At 42.1% G+C, this 17,415-nt stretch carries 6 protein-coding genes, 2 tRNA genes and 3 rRNA genes; 9 read left to right on the top strand and 2 right to left on the bottom strand.

Annotated features, from left to right (window positions below; all coding sequences use genetic code 11):
* Complete coding sequence (gene dnaE / locus TASI_RS04685; protein WP_014111614.1) at positions 1-3,537, top strand: DNA polymerase III subunit alpha; 3,537 nt, start codon at positions 1-3, stop codon at positions 3,535-3,537.
* Between the two features lie 17 nt (positions 3,538-3,554).
* On the opposite strand, the gene TASI_RS04680 is transcribed toward dnaE, so the two are convergent.
* Positions 3,555-4,511 (bottom strand): glycosyltransferase family 9 protein, encoded by a 957-nt coding sequence (locus TASI_RS04680; protein ID WP_014111613.1) that lies wholly within the window; start codon positions 4,509-4,511, stop codon positions 3,555-3,557.
* Positions 4,512-4,565: 54 nt separating this feature from the next.
* On the opposite strand from TASI_RS04680, the gene msbA reads away from it, so the two are divergent.
* The gene (gene msbA / locus TASI_RS04675) at positions 4,566-6,353 is read left to right on the top strand and encodes a lipid A export permease/ATP-binding protein MsbA (RefSeq protein ID WP_014111612.1); all 1,788 of its coding nucleotides are present in this window, start codon (positions 4,566-4,568) and stop codon (positions 6,351-6,353) included.
* Here msbA and TASI_RS04670 read toward each other — a convergent pair.
* Positions 6,340-7,803 carry an Rne/Rng family ribonuclease gene (locus TASI_RS04670; protein WP_044978273.1) on the bottom strand — a complete coding sequence of 488 codons (1,464 nt, stop codon included), beginning with the start codon at positions 7,801-7,803 and terminating at the stop codon, positions 6,340-6,342. The genes msbA and TASI_RS04670 overlap by 14 nt on opposite strands.
* 56 nt (positions 7,804-7,859) lie before the next feature.
* Between TASI_RS04670 and folE the strand changes: the two genes are divergently transcribed.
* The 7 genes from folE (at position 7,860) to TASI_RS04635 (ending at position 17,403) form a co-directional block, all read left to right on the top strand.
* Positions 7,860-8,540, top strand: coding sequence for a GTP cyclohydrolase I (folE, locus tag TASI_RS04665; protein ID WP_014111610.1), 681 nt, complete (start codon positions 7,860-7,862; stop codon positions 8,538-8,540).
* A 414-nt stretch (positions 8,541-8,954) separates the two neighbouring features.
* Positions 8,955-10,498 (top strand): 16S ribosomal RNA (locus TASI_RS04660).
* A 75-nt stretch (positions 10,499-10,573) separates the two neighbouring features.
* Positions 10,574-10,650, top strand: a tRNA-Ile gene (locus tag TASI_RS04655).
* Between the two features lie 49 nt (positions 10,651-10,699).
* A tRNA-Ala gene (locus TASI_RS04650) sits at positions 10,700-10,775 on the top strand.
* Between the two features lie 592 nt (positions 10,776-11,367).
* Positions 11,368-14,511 (top strand): 23S ribosomal RNA (locus TASI_RS04645).
* A gap of 140 nt (positions 14,512-14,651) precedes the next feature.
* A 5S ribosomal RNA gene (gene rrf, locus TASI_RS04640) occupies positions 14,652-14,764 on the top strand.
* The 16S, 23S and 5S rRNA genes sit together here with 2 tRNA genes alongside, the layout of an rRNA operon.
* 215 nt (positions 14,765-14,979) lie before the next feature.
* A complete protein-coding gene (locus TASI_RS04635) occupies positions 14,980-17,403 on the top strand; it encodes a YadA-like family protein (RefSeq protein WP_014111609.1) in 2,424 nt (807 codons plus the stop codon).
* The last annotated feature ends 12 nt before the right edge of the window (positions 17,404-17,415 follow it).

Here is a 17,415-nt window from a genome sequence, read left to right as displayed (position 1 = left end):
ATGAATACACCTGACCCTTCAAAATTTGTACACCTTAGATGTCACACAGAATTTTCTGTATTTGATGGCACAATAAGAATCAATGACTTATTAGAAAAAGTGGCTTCATTGGGACAAGCAGCCATAGCAATATCGGACTTAGCAAACCTATTTGGGTTTGTAAAATTTTATAAGGGTGCACGCAAAAAGGGAATTAAGCCGATAGTTGCATGTGATTTTATGCTTGATACTGCGACGGGGGCAGGAGAGGCACATAGACTTGTGATCATTGCCACTAATAACAAGGGATATTTAAGGCTATGTGAGATTATCTCTAAGGTGTGGATAGAAAATGATGGGCAAGACATTGCTAGGCTAAAAAAAGAATGGCTTACTGATACTGAAGGGTTAATTGCATTGTCTGGTGCTGTAGATGGGGATATAGGGCAGGCATTGCTAAATAAACCTGAGACGGCGCCTAAGCTTTTGGAAGATTGGGTGTCACGTTTTCCAGATGGCTTTTATATAGAAATTCAACGTGAATTCCCTGAAGCCTCGGGGCGGCTCTCATCAAGAGGTGCAATCAAAGAAAAATATACGGAGCTGGCCCTGCAGCTGGCCGCAAAACATGGTGTTCCTGTGGTTGCTACGCACCCGATTCAATTTTTGGAGGCTGAGGATTTTGATGATCATGATGTACGCGTGTGCATTGCCAGAGGGGAGATTTTAAATGACCCGAAAAGGCCGCATCGCTTTACGCCTCAACAGTATTTTTACACTTCTCAACAGATGTGTGAATTGTTTGCGGATGTGCCTTCTGCAATTCACAACACTATTGAAATTGCAAAGCGATGTAATGTGACTTTACAGCTTGGAAAGCCTCAGCTTCCAATTTTTCCAACTCCACCTGAAGTCACGGTTAAGGAGCATTTTGTACTCCTAGCTCAAGAAGGGCTTGCAAAGAGGCTTCAGTTTCTATATCCAGATGAAAATGATCGACGCGAAAAAGCACCTATTTATCAAGAACGTCTTTCAAAAGAAATAGATGTGATTATTTCTATGGGCTTTGAGGGATATTTCCTTATTGTTCAAGATTTTATTAACTGGGGTAAAAATAATGGAGTACCCGTTGGGCCTGGAAGGGGCTCTGGTGCTGGCTCATTGGTTGCATATTCGCTTGGAATTACGGGACTTGACCCTTTGCAATACGATTTACTTTTCGAGCGGTTTTTAAATCCTGAAAGGGTGTCCATGCCCGATTTTGATGTTGACTTCTGTCAGGATAATCGAGAAAAAGTCATTGACTACGTTAAAGAGAAATATGGTCTTGATGCCGTAAGTCAAATCGTCACTTTTGGTACATTAGGAGCTAAAGCCGTTGTTCGAGATGTTGGTCGTGTTTTACAAGTGCCATATGCGGTTTGCGATCAGCTCTCAAAATTAATTCCACATGTGCCAGCCGACCCATACACATTACAAAGAGCTCTTGATGAGATTCCTGAAATTCAGAATATGTATAACGATTCTGAAAAAACGGGAAGCGATATCAAAATGATTATCGACCACTCATTGAAAATAGAGGGATTGACGCGTAATACAGGGACCCATGCTGGAGGCGTGCTCATTGCCCCCAGTAAATTGACGGATTTTACGCCACTTTACAAATTACCTGGCAGCTCATCGGCCGTTTCTCAATACGATAAGGGCGATATTGAAGATGTTGGTTTAGTTAAGTTTGACTTTCTTGGGCTGCGAAATCTGACGATTTTAGATTGGGCTGTGCGATATGTTAAGGAGTATAACGAGGCACAGAAAGATTTTGATATTGAGCGACTACCGCTTGATGATAAAGCGACTTATAAACTTCTCTCCGATGGAAATACAACCGCCGTCTTCCAGCTTGAGTCGGATGGCATGAAAAATTTGCTTATGAAGCTTAAGCCGAGCACATTTGAGGATATAGTTGCGGTTCTTGCTTTGTTTAGGCCAGGGCCTCTTGACTCTGGTATGGTCGATGATTTCGTTGACCGCAAGCATGGAAGGGCCACAGTTGATTATTTCCATAAGGATCTTGAGTCTGTTCTTAAACCAACATATGGAGTAATTGTCTATCAAGAACAGGTGATGCTGATTTCACAAATAATTGGTGGATATTCTCTTGGAGGTGCGGATATTTTGCGTCGTGCCATGGGTAAGAAAAAGCATGATGAGATGGCTAGACAAAGAGAGATTTTCGTAAACGGTGCATTAGAGCGTGGTTACAAAGCTGAGCTTGCAACAAGGCTATTTGATTTAATGGAGATGTTTGCTAGTTACGGTTTTAATAAATCGCACTCGGTAGCATATGCCTTAATTGCTTATCAGACGGCATGGCTTAAAACTTATCATCCTGCTGAATTTATGGCAGCAACCATGACCTCGGATATGAACGATACCGATAAGGTAGAGATATTCTGGGAGGATTGTTTATTAAATGGCCTAAAACTTTTAGCACCTAATATCAATACATCAAACTATAGATTTGAGCCAGTGCGAGATGAAGAGTCGGCGAAAGGATTGCCACCAAAAACAATTGGATATGGGTTAGGTGCGATTAAGGGGGTCGGTCAAAATGTTGTAGAAGAAATTGTAAGAGCTCGTGAAGAGGGTGGGGCTTTTAAAGATTTCGCAGATTTAATACGTCGCGTAGATAGAAATATTGTCTCAAGACGGGCTATAGAGGCTCTTATCAAGGCAGGGGCAATGGATGTTCTACATGCTAATCGTGCTTTGCTCATAGCTATGATTGATAATTGTTTTCAAGCAGCAAATCAGGAAGAGGAAAACAAAAATCAAGGAAATTTATTTGGAGACAGTGATGATGCGGCCATTGAAGTTCCTGAACCAAAGGGCATAAAAGAATGGACACTAGCAGAAGTGCTAGAAGCGGAGAAAGAATCCATAGGCTTTTACTTTAGTAGTGATTTATTTGGTATCTGGAAGTCAGAGGTTAGAAAATTTATCAAAACCCCTATTAAGAATTTAGAAAACACCCAAGGTCAAGTAACTATTGCAGGAGTGCTTACCGATATTAGATCTACGATTAGTAAAAAATCAGATAGGGGAGATAATCGTCTGTTTTTCCTAACGATTGATGATGGATCTGGAAGCATAGAGATTTTGTGCCCACCTCATATCTATGAAAATTTCAAATCGCGAATCAAAAAGGATTCCCTTCTGGTCATTCAGGCAAATGCAAAATTTAATTCTTTTGTAAATCGTATGAGATATACGGCAGAAGCCATATTTGATTATCAAACTGCACGCGAAAATTGGGCTCGACAAATAGAGATAGAAGTGAAAAACGGTTTTGCTTTTGATGAATTTAAAAAAATATTGGCTCCGTTTAGAGGAGCCCCTGAAAATAATCTACCCGGGGTAAGTGTTCATGTGATCTACACCCAGGAAAAGGAGTATTCATGTGCCTTTAAGTTGGGTTCAGATTGGAATGTGCGTCTTGATGAAAAGCTAATTGAAAAAATGGATTACGCAAAACTCAAGCACAGAGTTGTTTATTAATTTTGATGAGGGCGGGATTATTGCCACTTATCAACGGCAGAAAGCACATCATCTAACGATGGCCATTTCCCCAAGGAACCCAATTTAACAGCATTTGCGCTACGAGGCCCTCCAACAGCAGGGTCGGTCACTCCAAAAAGTGCGATTTGATTGCGTGCACCCAAACTAGCAAGATGCGATGCTCCAGAGTCGTTTGCTATTACGCCATCCACAATCGATGTGAGAGCTACATATTCTGAAAGCGAGAGTGGGTCTAGGATTTCTGCAGTGGGGGCCTTAGATTCGGCTTCATTTTTTTCGGAAATCGGAGGACACATCACGACTCTAAATCCACGATTCTGCAATGCTTTTGTGAGAGCGTCGTAGTGCGGCCAAACTTTAGATGCACCATCGATTTTTCCGACAGCGGTCGGGGCGATAAGAATGGTTTTTTGAGACGATTGTTGTGAGCCCAAAACTTTAAGAGCACGTGAGAGTGAATCAGCTGGGATTGTGTATTGAAGCTGGTTTGGCGGCGTTTCTGACTCTATTGAAAATCCCCATTTTTTTAGAGTTTCAAGAGTGAGGAAATACCATTTTTCTACAAAATGAACATGGCTTGGATTAGGGTGAAATTTCCATTTCAATAGAAGGCCGCGTGCATCGCCTGTGTAGCCCGCACTCTTAATCCCTGCAAGCGTAAATGCCAATGCACTGCTTATCGATCGCGGATAGATAAGGCCGTAAACTACTTTATGCTTAAACTGTTTTTTATGTTCGTGTATTTTTTTGGATTCGAACTGCCATTTACCATCGTATTCGATAAAATCTGCAAGTGCATATCCCTTAAGAAGGTCTCGTGCCCACGGTCTTGCACATACGACTATTTCGCAGCCAGTCTTTAATACAAGATCAAGACCAGGCAGACACATACAAACATCGCCTACCCAATTCGGTAGACGTACATAAATCACTTCAGGTGGCAATGCCTTCATATTTCCACAGCTAAGAATATAATAAGGTGATATTTTATATTTGCGAGAAGGCTCTTGGCATTTTTTAAGAATAAAAACGATATAAAAGATGGATCCCAAGCCGTGGATAGAACTCTATGGGTGCGACTTTATAAAAGAGTCGGCAGATATTGGGGTTATTGGATATCGGGGCTTATTCTGATGCTTATTGGCTCAGGCACTCAGCCAGTTATGGCATATCTTATGAAGCCGCTTTTAGATGAGGGGTTCTTGGGTCATGAAGATGATTACATAATCCTGATTCCTGTTGCTGTCGTAATTCTTATGCTAATCCGCGGTGTAGCTAATTTTGGTGGTGGTTACCTTATGGCCTATGTCGCAAATAAAGTATTGTTTACTTTGCGAAAGGATATGTTTGCAAGCTTGGTTTTGTTGCCTGATACAGAATTTAATAAAGGCGACTCGGGCCGTCTTTTAAATCGATTTACGGTCGATGCCACGCAGGTGACGCAAAATGCTACGGAAGTCATTACAACAGTCGTAAAAGAGATTTCGGTTATTGTCGGAATCTTGTTTTTGCTTTTGTTTTTATCATGGCAGTTGACGCTTATTATTATTGTGGTATTTCCTCCTTCGATATTGGTTGGTCGTTTTTTCGCCCGCCGACTTCGCAAAATTAATCGACAAAATATCGATGTAAATGCCGTGCTTACGCAAATCATACGCGAAGGAATTGATGGCTCGCGAGTAATAAAGCTTTTTAATGGAGTGCGCTCGGAGAATGAGCGATTTGATCGTGTTAATTCAAGCCTAAGGCATCAGGCTATGAAAATTGCTACCGCCGAGGTGGCAATGTCTCCGTTAACTCAATGGATTTTATCGATATCGGTAGCCTTTGTTATTGCTCTTGCATTAAATCAGAGCAAAGACGGCAGCCTGACTGTAGGCACATTCATTGCCTACATAACTGCACTAGCGCAAGTTTTTGATCCTATAAAAAGACTTACTCATATCACAGCAAAAGCTCAACGCATGATGATGGCTACTGAGAGCGTATTTAAGCTTATAGATTCGCCAAAAGAAGTCTCGCGGGGTTTTCGTGATCTTAAGTTCGGGCCTAATTCTGAAATTGAATTTCGCAATGTTTGTTTTAGTTTTCCAGACACGCAATCGAATGCACTCGATGGTATAAGCTTTAAAGTGAAAGCAGGTCAGACGGTGGCTTTTGTAGGACGTTCTGGGGCGGGTAAAACTACTCTTATGAATTTAATTCCTCGTTTTATAGAACCTACATCGGGTTCGGTACTTATAGATGGGGTTGAACTACAAGATTACGATTTAGTTAGCCTGCGTAATCAGATGGCTCTTGTTGGTCAGAATGTGTTTTTGTTTGATGGAACATTGGCAGAGAATATTGCCTACGGAAGTAATTCAGGGGCTAGCACGGATGAAATCGAAAAAGTTGTGAAGGCAGCGAATTTAGATGGATTTGTGAAAAGCCTGCCTGAGGGCTTACAGACTATGGTAGGAGAGAATGGTGCATGGATATCTGGGGGCCAACGCCAGCGCATTGCCATCGCAAGAGCATTACTTAAAAATGTGCCACTGCTTCTACTTGATGAAGCAACCTCCGCACTAGATAATGAATCTGAAAAACTTGTTCAAGAATCGCTTGATTCGCTTATGCAGGGCCGCACAACATTTGTTATCGCACATCGATTATCGACAATCAAAAATGCGGATGTAATCTATGTTATGGATAATGGGCGTGTTATAGAATCTGGAACGCATGAAAAATTAATGCAAAGCGGCGGTATGTACTCGAATCTTGCATCGCACGCAAAACTCACTAGCAAAGAATAATATCGTAATCCTCTTGATTGTATAAATCATCGACCTCAAGAGAAATCGGCTTGCCGATGGCATCGCTTAAGGCTGTGAAATAATGCGATTCTTCATCTAAGAATAGGTCCAAAACCGATGGAGATAGAATGAGACGAAATTCCTTTGGATCAAAAAGCTTAGCTTCTCTTTGAATCTCTCGCATAATTTGGTAGACAATAGTTTTTGCGGTCTTAACAGATCCACGACCTTCGCATGTAGGGCAAGGTTCCATAAGCATGGACGAGAGTGAGCTGTGAGCACGCTTACGCGTCATCTCAACTAAGCCGAAACTAGAAAAATCATTTACCGTAGTACGTACACGATCCCGTGCCAATGCATTTTTTAAAGAGCAAAGCACTTGCTCTTTATGTGATTCGTCCGACATATCGATAAAGTCTATTATGATAATGCCACCAATGTTTCTCAAGCGCAGCTGTCTTGCAATCTCAAGAGACGCTTCTAGATTGGTTTTTAAGATAGTGTCGTTGAAATTTCGTGACCCTAGGAAACTGCCAGTATTCACATCTATTGATGTAAGTGCTTCGGTAGAGTCAAATATCAAATATCCGCCAGAGGGCAGTTCGACTCTTTGAGATAGGGCTATTTCGATATCTTCCTCAATGTTATTTAAATCGAATATTGGGCGGCTTGCAGTATAGGGACTTAATTTGTTTGTAACGGCTGGTGTATATAGAGAGCACCATTCTACTAGCTCATTGAATTGAGTCTTTGAATCTATCTCTATGCTTTCAGTATCATCGTTCGCAAAATCTCTCATTACGCGGTGCTTAAGGCTTAACTCTTCATACACAAGCTTTGGGGCTTTAGCGTTTTTCGCTTGATTTTGTATAGCTTCCCATTGCAGATGCAAATAATACATGTCTCGCTTGAGATCCGCTTCAGTACACGTTTCAGCAAATGTTCGAATTATGTACCCGCCCTTATCTTCAGGCGGTCGCAAATTTTGTACCCATTCTTTTAGTCGCTCACGTTCAGACTCTTCTTCAATTCGCTGCGATATGCCAATATGCTTGTTATAAGGCATATACACCATAATACGGCCCGCAATATTAATCTGATTACTTAGCCTTGCACCCTTGTCTTTGATTGGGTCCTTTATGACTTGGACTAATAGAGTTTGCCCTTCGAAAAATAGCTTTTCTATCTTTGGCAATGCCTCCGAGTTCTGCCGCGCAATCCTAGTCTCCTGCAAATCGCCCACATGCATAAATGCGTTTCTGTCTAAGCCAATATTAACGAATGCACTCTGAAGGTTCGGGAGAATACGAGTGATTTTGCCTACGTAAACATTGCCAACTACTCCTTTCTGACTGTCACGCTCTATATGCAATTCTTGAAGCACACCTTGATCCACAATGGCAACGCGAGTCTCAAAGTCACTAGTATTTATAAAAATCTGCTCACTCATTCGAGAATAAATATTCATATCGTACAATTATTCAATTATACGCATAAGGGCATGCAATGAGCCAAAACACAAAATACATATCAGATGTTATACGCGAGCGAATTCAAACGGCGGGCAAGCGTTTTCATGCTAACGATAATATTTCTGAATTTATAAACGAGGACGAAATAGCTCAATTACAAGACGAAGTAGAGTCGAAATTCAAAGCAGTACTTGAGAGCCTTGTTATAGATACTGAATCTGACCATAATACTAACGAGACAGCAAAACGCGTCGCAAAAATGTATGTGCGTGAGATATTTGCAGGTCGCTATGAGCCAATGCCAGCTGTGACAGAGTTTCCTAATATCGAAAGTGTAAATGAGCTAATTGTGGTTGGCCCAATCACTATAAGGAGTGCGTGCTCACACCATTTTTGCCCAATCATGGGACAATGTTGGATTGGAGTTATGCCGCATAAAGATTCAAATTTGATTGGGCTATCGAAATATGCACGAATAGCTCATTGGGTAATGCATAGACCGCAAATACAAGAAGAAGCTATCATGCAATTAGCCGCAATTCTAGAGCAGAAATTAAATCCGAAGGGGATTGCGGTGATTATGAAGGCTGATCACTATTGCATGAAATGGCGTGGGGTTAAGGATTCAGATAGCAAGATGACTAATAGTGTGATGCGTGGTTGTTTTTTGACTAATTCTGATTTGCGAAAAGAATTTTTATCCTTAATAGCCTAAAACAATTTCGTATAAAAAAAGCTACAAAAATGGGCTTTATTTAGGGGCAAAAATCTGGCTTTTAATTTTTTATTGACAAGGTAGTAAGATTTTTGCAATAATGGCAATCTTTCAGTTTTACAGAGAGAGATATTTATTTATCTTTAATTCTGTAAGTGGAAAAATGTTCTTTAAAAATTAATACAGCCGATAAGTGTGGGTACTTGATTTTGTTAAATGTTAGGTTTTAATACATCAAGTCTTACGCTTATAAATGTGAAGAGAAAAAGAGAGTAGATAAGAGCAAGAGAGATTTTTTCTTATGACCAATAATAAAAAGAGAGTGGTTTATAGGTGAAGTCTTAATTGAGAAGTTAATTCTTTTTTTTGAAGTTTTAAGCAATAAAAGTAAGCGATATAAATATAGCAGGAATTGAACTGAAGAGTTTGATCCTGGCTCAGATTGAACGCTAGCGGAATGCCTTACACATGCAAGTCGAACGGCAGCATAGGGAAGCTTGCTTTCCTGATGGCGAGTGGCGAACGGGTGAGTAAAGTATCGGAACGTGCCCAGTAGCGGGGGATAACTACGCGAAAGCGTAGCTAATACCGCATACGCCCTGAGGGGGAAAGAGGGGGATCAGCGATGACCTTTTACTATTGGAGCGGCCGATATCGGATTAGTTAGTTGGTGGGGTAAAGGCCTACCAAGGCATCGATCCGTAGCTGGTTTGAGAGGACGACCAGCCACACTGGGACTGAGACACGGCCCAGACTCCTACGGGAGGCAGCAGTGGGGAATTTTGGACAATGGGGGCAACCCTGATCCAGCCATTCCGCGTGTGCGATTGAAGGCCTTCGGGTTGTAAAGCACTTTTGTCAGGGAAGAAAAGTTTTAGGATAATACCCTAGGATGCTGACGGTACCTGAAGAATAAGCACCGGCAAACTACGTGCCAGCAGCCGCGGTAATACGTAGGGTGCGAGCGTTAATCGGAATTACTGGGCGTAAAGCGTGCGCAGGCGGTTCGGAAAGAGAGATGTGAAATCCCAGGGCTCAACCTTGGAACTGCATTTTTAACTGCCGAGCTAGAGTATGTTAGAGGGGGGTAGAATTCCACGTGTAGCAGTGAAATGCGTAGAGATGTGGAGGAATACCGATGGCGAAGGCAGCCCCCTGGGATAATACTGACGCTCATGCACGAAAGCGTGGGGAGCAAACAGGATTAGATACCCTGGTAGTCCACGCCCTAAACGATGTCAACTAGCTGTTGGGACCTTAAATGGTTTTGGTAGCGAAGCCAACGCGTGAAGTTGACCGCCTGGGGAGTACGGTCGCAAGATTAAAACTCAAAGGAATTGACGGGGACCCGCACAAGCGGTGGATGATGTGGATTAATTCGATGCAACGCGAAAAACCTTACCTACCCTTGACATGTTTGGAATCCTGAAGAGATTTAGGAGTGCTCGCAAGAGAACCGAAACACAGGTGCTGCATGGCTGTCGTCAGCTCGTGTCGTGAGATGTTGGGTTAAGTCCCGCAACGAGCGCAACCCTTGTCATTAGTTGCTACGTAAAAGGGCACTCTAATGAGACTGCCGGTGATAAACCGGAGGAAGGTGGGGATGACGTCAAGTCCTCATGGCCCTTATGGGTAGGGCTTCACACGTCATACAATGGTCAGGACAGAGGGATGCGAAGCCGCGAGGTGGAGCTAATCTCACAAACCTGGTCGTAGTCCGGATTGCAGGCTGCAACTCGCCTGCATGAAGTCGGAATCGCTAGTAATCGCGGATCAGCATGTCGCGGTGAATACGTTCCCGGGTCTTGTACACACCGCCCGTCACACCATGGGAGTGGGTTTTACCAGAAGTAGTTAGTCTAACCGCAAGGGGGGCGATTACCACGGTAGGATTCATGACTGGGGTGAAGTCGTAACAAGGTAGCCGTAGCGGAAGCTGTGGCTGGATCACCTCCTTTAAGAGAAAAAGAGAACCAAAAATTTGGCATATTTTTAAGTATCCACGCTTATCGGCTGTTGAACAGTTCATTTATGGGTCAGTAGCTCAGTCGGTTAGAGCACCGTCTTGATAAGGCGGGGGTCGCTGGTTCGATTCCAGCTTGACCCACCATAGAGATGCTCTATAAAGAAAGAAAGAGAGAGTATGAAAAAAAGAATGTGGGGGATTAGCTCAGTTGGGAGAGCGCCTGCTTTGCACGCAGGAGGCCGTCGGTTCGATCCCGTCATCCTCCACCACCCATGATTTGAAGCGGTATTCTTTAAGTGGTTTAATTTTTAAGCCTAAGCCTCTGAGAATGGATTTTAGGGTATTTTATTAATAGCTCTTTTTTAAAAAGAAAGAAAGAGTGAATTAATAAAGTATCTTTTTTTAAAAAGCAATAAATAACAAGAAAGAGAGATTACTTTAGGCTGTTCTTTAACAATTTGGAAGAAGCACAACAAGTAAAACAACAAAAGAATGGTTGTGTGAGTACGTATAAGCCTATAGAGAGTGATTTTAAGGAGTCACAGATATAAGGTAGTGCTTACATAGCTGTCTAAATTTTTTATGGGTTGTGATTGCAAAATTAAAAAAACACACAAAAAGAAATTTGAATGCGAAAGCTGTAAGTTTTTTTATAAGTTCTCAAAATAGAAATCAAGAATATTCTAAGATGAGCGGCTAGAAAAGAAAATTAACGCGATACTCAAAAAAAATGAAAAAAAAGTTTTAAAAGGGCTTTTTTTTCAATAAGTGATATGGTTATAAGAGACTTATGACTGAAGTGTTAGTGTTAGTTATCATATAGAGATATATGATGAGAGATAGACACTGATGAAGTTATAGGATCAAGTGACTAAGTGCACATGGTGGATGCCTTGGCGATCACAGGCGAAGAAGGACGTAATAGCTTGCGAAAAGCTGCGGGGAGTTGGCAAATGAGCATTGATCCGCAGATATCCGAATGGGGAAACCCACCTCTTTTTAGGAGGTATCCTTATCTGAATACATAGGGTGAGGAGGCGAACCGAGTGAACTGAAACATCTAAGTAACTCGAGGAGAAGAAATCAACCGAGATTCTGAAAGTAGTGGCGAACGAAATTGGATGAGCCGCAACGAGATAGTAATTGTAGTAGTCGAACTTACTGGGAAGTGAGACCGTAGAGGGTGATAGTCCTGTAGACGAAACTATAGTTATGGTACTAGGCGTTGCAACAAGTAGGGCGGGACACGTGTAATCCTGTTCGAAGATGGGGGGACCATCCTCCAAGGCTAAATACTCGTGATCGACCGATAGTGAACCAGTACCGTGAGGGAAAGGCGAAAAGAACCCCGGGAGGGGAGTGAAATAGAACCTGAAACCGTGTGCATACAAACAGTCGGAGCCCTAGACTTAAGGGTCCTGCAATTTAGGGGTTCTTTGTGATGCCTTAAGGCATCACTAAAGATATTCCAAAGTAAATAGAATCGATATATTTGATAAGGAAACTAAAAGAAGTGAGGAATGCCTTAAGGCATCACTAAAGATATTCCAAAGTAAATAGCAAGCGATGTAATTTACAAATTTAGTAGGGTCTTTAAGTCTGGGGTGACGGCGTACCTTTTGTATAATGGGTCAGCGACTTACATTCAGTGGCAAGCTTAACCGAATAGGGTAGGCGTAGCGAAAGCGAGTCCGAATAGGGCGTCTATAGTCGCTGGGTGTAGACCCGAAACCAGATGATCTATCCATGGCCAGGTTGAAGGTGCCGTAACAGGTACTGGAGGACCCAACCCACTAATGTTGAAAAATTAGGGGATGAGCTGTGGATAGGGGTGAAAGGCTAAACAAATCTGGAAATAGCTGGTTCTCTCCGAAAACTATTTAGGTAGTGCCTCATGAATAACTGTTGGGGGTAGAGCACTGTTATGGCTAGGGGGTCATGGCGACTTACCAAACCATGGCAAACTCCGAATACTGACAAGTTCGATCATGGGAGACAGAGCACTGGGTGCTAACGTCCAGACTCAAGAGGGAAACAACCCAGACCGCCAGCTAAGGTCCCTAAAATTGGCTAAGTGGGAAACGAAGTGGGAAGGCATAGACAGTCAGGAGGTTGGCTTAGAAGCAGCCACCCTTTAAAGAAAGCGTAATAGCTCACTGATCGAGTCGTCCTGCGCGGAAGATGTAACGGGGCTAAGCCAGTTACCGAAGCTGCGGATGCATCCGCTCTTTTAAGTTTTTTGAAAAAAAGGAATAAAGGTAAGATTAACCTTAATTGAATTTTCAGAAGATTTGAAAGAGCGGATGCGTGGTAGGAGAGCGTTCTGTAAGCCAGAGAAGGTGAATCGAGAGGTTTGCTGGAGGTATCAGAAGTGCGAATGCTGACATGAGTAGCGATAAAGGGAGTGAAAAGCTCCCTCGCCGTAAGTCCAAGGATTCCTGCGCAACGTTCATCGGCGCAGGGTTAGTCGGCCCCTAAGGTGAGGCAGAGATGCGTAGCTGATGGGAAGTGGGTTAATATTCCTACACCGGCTTGTGATGTGAAGGGGGGACGGATTGCGGAATGTGTACGGGCTGTTGGATATGCTCGGTATTGTAGCCAAGAAGTTGATTAGGCAAATCCGGTCAAAGGATTCAAGGCTATGATTCGCAGAAGACTTAAGGTCTTTGAAGTCACAGGAAGTGGTTCCAGGAAAAGCCTCTAAGCGTTAAATTACAAGTTGACCGTACCGCAAACCGACACAGGTGGACGGGATGAATATTCCAAGGCGCTTGAGAGAACTCAGGAGAAGGAACTCGGCAAATTGATACCGTAACTTCGGGAGAAGGTATGCCTTTGTATGGTGAGTAGCCAGAAGAGGCCGCAGAGAATAGGTGGCTGCGACTGTTTATTAAAAACATAGCACTCTGCAAACACGAAAGTGGAAGTATAGGGTGTGACGCCTGCCCGGTGCTGGAAGGTTAATTGATGTGGTGAGAGCTATTGATCGAAGCCCCAGTAAACGGCGGCCGTAACTATAACGGTCCTAAGGTAGCGAAATTCCTTGTCGGGTAAGTTCCGACCTGCACGAATGGCGTAACGATGGCCACACTGTCTCCTCCTGAGACTCAGCGAAGTTGAAGTGTTTGTGATGATGCAATCTCCCCGCGGCTAGACGGAAAGACCCCATGAACCTTTACTGTAGCTTTACATTGGATCGTGAACCGGCCTGTGTAGGATAGGTGGGAGGCGAAGAAGGAGGTACGCTAGTACTTTTGGAGCCGTCCTTGAAATACCACCCTGGTTTGTTTGTGGTTCTAACCTTGGCCCATGATCTGGGTTGGGGACAGTGTATGGTGGGCAGTTTGACTGGGGCGGTCTCCTCCCAAAGTGTAACGGAGGAGTTCGAAGGTACGCTAGGTACGGTCGGAAATCGTGCTGATAGTGCATTGGCAAAAGCGTGCTTGACTGTGAGACAGACAAGTCGAACAGGTGCGAAAGCAGGACAAAGTGATCCGGTGGTTCTGAATGGAAGGGCCATCGCTCAACGGATAAAAGGTACTCTGGGGATAACAGGCTGATACCGCCCAAGAGTTCATATCGACGGCGGTGTTTGGCACCTCGATGTCGGCTCATCTCATCCTGGGGCTGTAGCCGGTCCCAAGGGTATGGCTGTTCGCCATTTAAAGAGGTACGTGAGCTGGGTTTAAAACGTCGTGAGACAGTTTGGTCCCTATCTGCCGTGGGCGTTGGATACTTGACGGAGGCTGCTCCTAGTACGAGAGGACCGGAGTGGACGTACCGCTGGTGTATCGGTTGTCATGCCAATGGCATTGCCGAGTAGCTACGTACGGAAGAGATAACCGCTGAAGGCATCTAAGCGGGAAACTCGTCTGAAGATAAGGTATCCCTGAGCGTAAAGCTCCTTTTAAGGGTCGTTCGAGACTAGAACGTTGATAGGCTGGGTGTGAAAGTGCAGTAATGCATGTAGCTAACCAGTACTAATTGCCCGAGAGGCTTGATCCTATAACTTTATCAGTGTTATGGGTCGCTTAAATTAGAATATATAGAGAGAAAAACATAATAGCAATCTAAGACTCTCAACCCCACCTTGTAGTGCTTCTTCCAAATGGCTAAAGATAAAAAAAGCCATAACCAGTTTGTAGCTTGACGACAATAGCAAGGTGGCCCCACTCCTTCCCATCCCGAACAGGACAGTGAAACACCTTAGCGCCGATGATAGTGGGTGGACACCTGTGAAAGTAGGTCATTGTCAGGCTCTTTTATTCATATACCCCTTATAAAAAAATAATAACAACCCTCCTTATACTCAAAGCCCTCTAAGGTATCACCTCAGAGGGCTTTTTTGTTGCTTAAAAGTAACAAATGATACAATTAAATTACAAAAACTAATTAGATGTTACTAGATGTCATAAATTTTAAAAGCGTTGTATAAAATTGTTAATTTTGATTGGTTGGTTTGGGAGTTCAAAAGTGTTTTCGTCCAATGGTTTTATTGTTCGAGGTGTGGTTGCCGCAGTTTATTTGTCTTTGTTAGTAGCTTTTAATACAGCTTCAGCAGGTGTGGCTATTGATTCTGATGGAGCAAATAATGATGCTTCGGGTTCAGCTGCAGTTGCAATTGGTTCTAAAAATAAAGCAACCAAGGATAATTCATTAGCTATTGGTACATTAAATAAATCAACTGAAAATAAGTCTATCGCTATTGGCTTTCAAAATGAAGCACTTAGGGAAGGAACTATAGCCATAGGAGACGGAAATGTTTCTAATGGTAATCACAGTGTTTCTCTTGGACATTTAAACAAAGTAAATGGTGATTTGTCATATGGTCTTGGGTTTTACAATCAGCTAAATGGAAATTATTTATCGGTCTTTGGTTTAGGTAACCAGGTAACAGCAAATAATACAGGTGCATTTGGTGAGCAAAATATAATTTTTGGTAGTAATTCATACGCTTTTGGTTTTTTAAACCAAATTGATGGTTCTGTAACTTACTCCTATGCTACAGGAAGAGAAAACAATATTTTTGCTAATTCATCTTATGTCTATGGCTATAAAAATACATTAAATAATGCTGCTGAGAATTCTGTAGTTCTAGGAAGGAATAATACGATTAATGCAGCTAACACTTTATCATTTGGCTCACACATAACAAACTCCGGAGGCAATTCATTTTTAATCGGTTCAAATATTACCAATTATGGAGATTCAAATCTTGTTATTGGCCGCTCTAATACTATATTAAGTAGTAATAGCATACTTATAGGTGATACTATTGCGGTTGCGTCAGGACAGTACAATGTAAAAATAGGCCATGAAGGTTATACAATGGGAGATAAATCTGTTGCAATTGGGTATAGTGCTTCAAATCACCAAGCTAATATAACATCAGCTGTTGCCCTGGGTGCTTACTCCCTTACAAGTCGTGCAAAAGTTGAACCTAGCTCAGTTTATTTGGGCAGTTATAAAGACGTACAAGAAACAGTTAAGGGTCAATATGGTGAACTGTCTATAGGTAATCAAAATGGAACTCGACAAATAACTAATTTAGCAGCTGGTAAAGAGAATTCAGACGCAGTTAACGTAGCACAGCTCAAAACTGTTGTATCAGTAGTTAATGCTCAAACTGAGGCTATAAACAATAATACAGCTAACATTACACAAAACGCAGCTAATATAGCAACTAATGCTAACAATATCACTGCAATAGGAAATAGGGTTACGGCGAATGAGACCAATATAGGAGATCTTACTACGAAGGTTCAGGGAAACACATCAGCAATAACAAATTTAACAAATACAGTGAATCAAAATAAAACTGATTTAGCCACTCTTAAACCAAAAGTGGAGGCTAACACAGAAAAAATAGAATCCACTAAAACAGAGCTAACTCAAAAGATTGGTGTCGTTGAAACTAAAGCAAATAAAAACGAAAATGATATCGCAAATCTGACTGATAGAGTAGGTGCTGCTGAAACAAACCTAACAAACCTTAATCAAACTGTTACAAGTGGATTAGCTGATGTAAATACAAAAATAACTGAAACTAATAATAAAGTCACCCAATTAGACGGTAAGGTCAACACATTAACTAATAAAGTTGAAGGTATGGATACTCGTTTGACTACAGCAGAAGGCGGTATTCAGGCTAACAAAAATGAGATTGAAGAACTTAAGAATAAACAAACCGAGAGCAATACGAATTTACAAAATCAAATTACACAAAACAAAGATGATATAGCAAATACCAATACTAAAGTTGATCAAAATATAACTAACATTGCTTCCAATAAAGAACAAATAGAAAAAAATAAAAAATCCGCTGAAGCAAATAAGGTTGCCTTAGATGCCCATGAAACTCGCATTACTAACAACAGTAAACAAATCGCTATTCATGGTCAGAACATAGCTGACGTAAATACCAAAATTACAGCACAAGAAGCTGCAATTCAAAAAAATATAGATGATATTGCTGCAATCAAAACTGGTGGTGGAGTTGACCTTACTGCCATAACACAAAAAATAGATAATAACACTGCAAATATCCAAACTAATACAGATGCAATTAGCAATCTAAATCAAAAAGTCGATGGCTTTAGTGGCCTAATTGCTTCTAATACAAGAGAGATACAAGATCTCAAAAAGGATATTGACGAAATCAGAGGTGAAATGAATGCGGGCACAGCAAATGCAGTAGCTGTTGCAAGTCTTCCTCAAGCTTACGCTCCAGGCCAGAATATGGTTGCTATTGGGGGGGGGTCTCATAAGGGACATTCAGCTGTGGCGCTTGGATTTTCTACTATTTCTGATAGTGGAAAATGGGTACTGAAAGGAAATGTCTCTGGCAATGGTCGCGGAGATGTCAGTGTAGGCGTTGGTGCTGGATACACTTGGTAAATTTTTTCTAAT

The sequence above is a fragment of the Taylorella asinigenitalis MCE3 genome (assembly GCF_000226625.1).
GTDB lineage: Bacteria > Pseudomonadota > Gammaproteobacteria > Burkholderiales > Burkholderiaceae_B > Taylorella > Taylorella asinigenitalis.
Note: the sequence above shows the minus strand (reverse complement) of the source record. Positions and strands in the feature narration are given on the sequence as shown.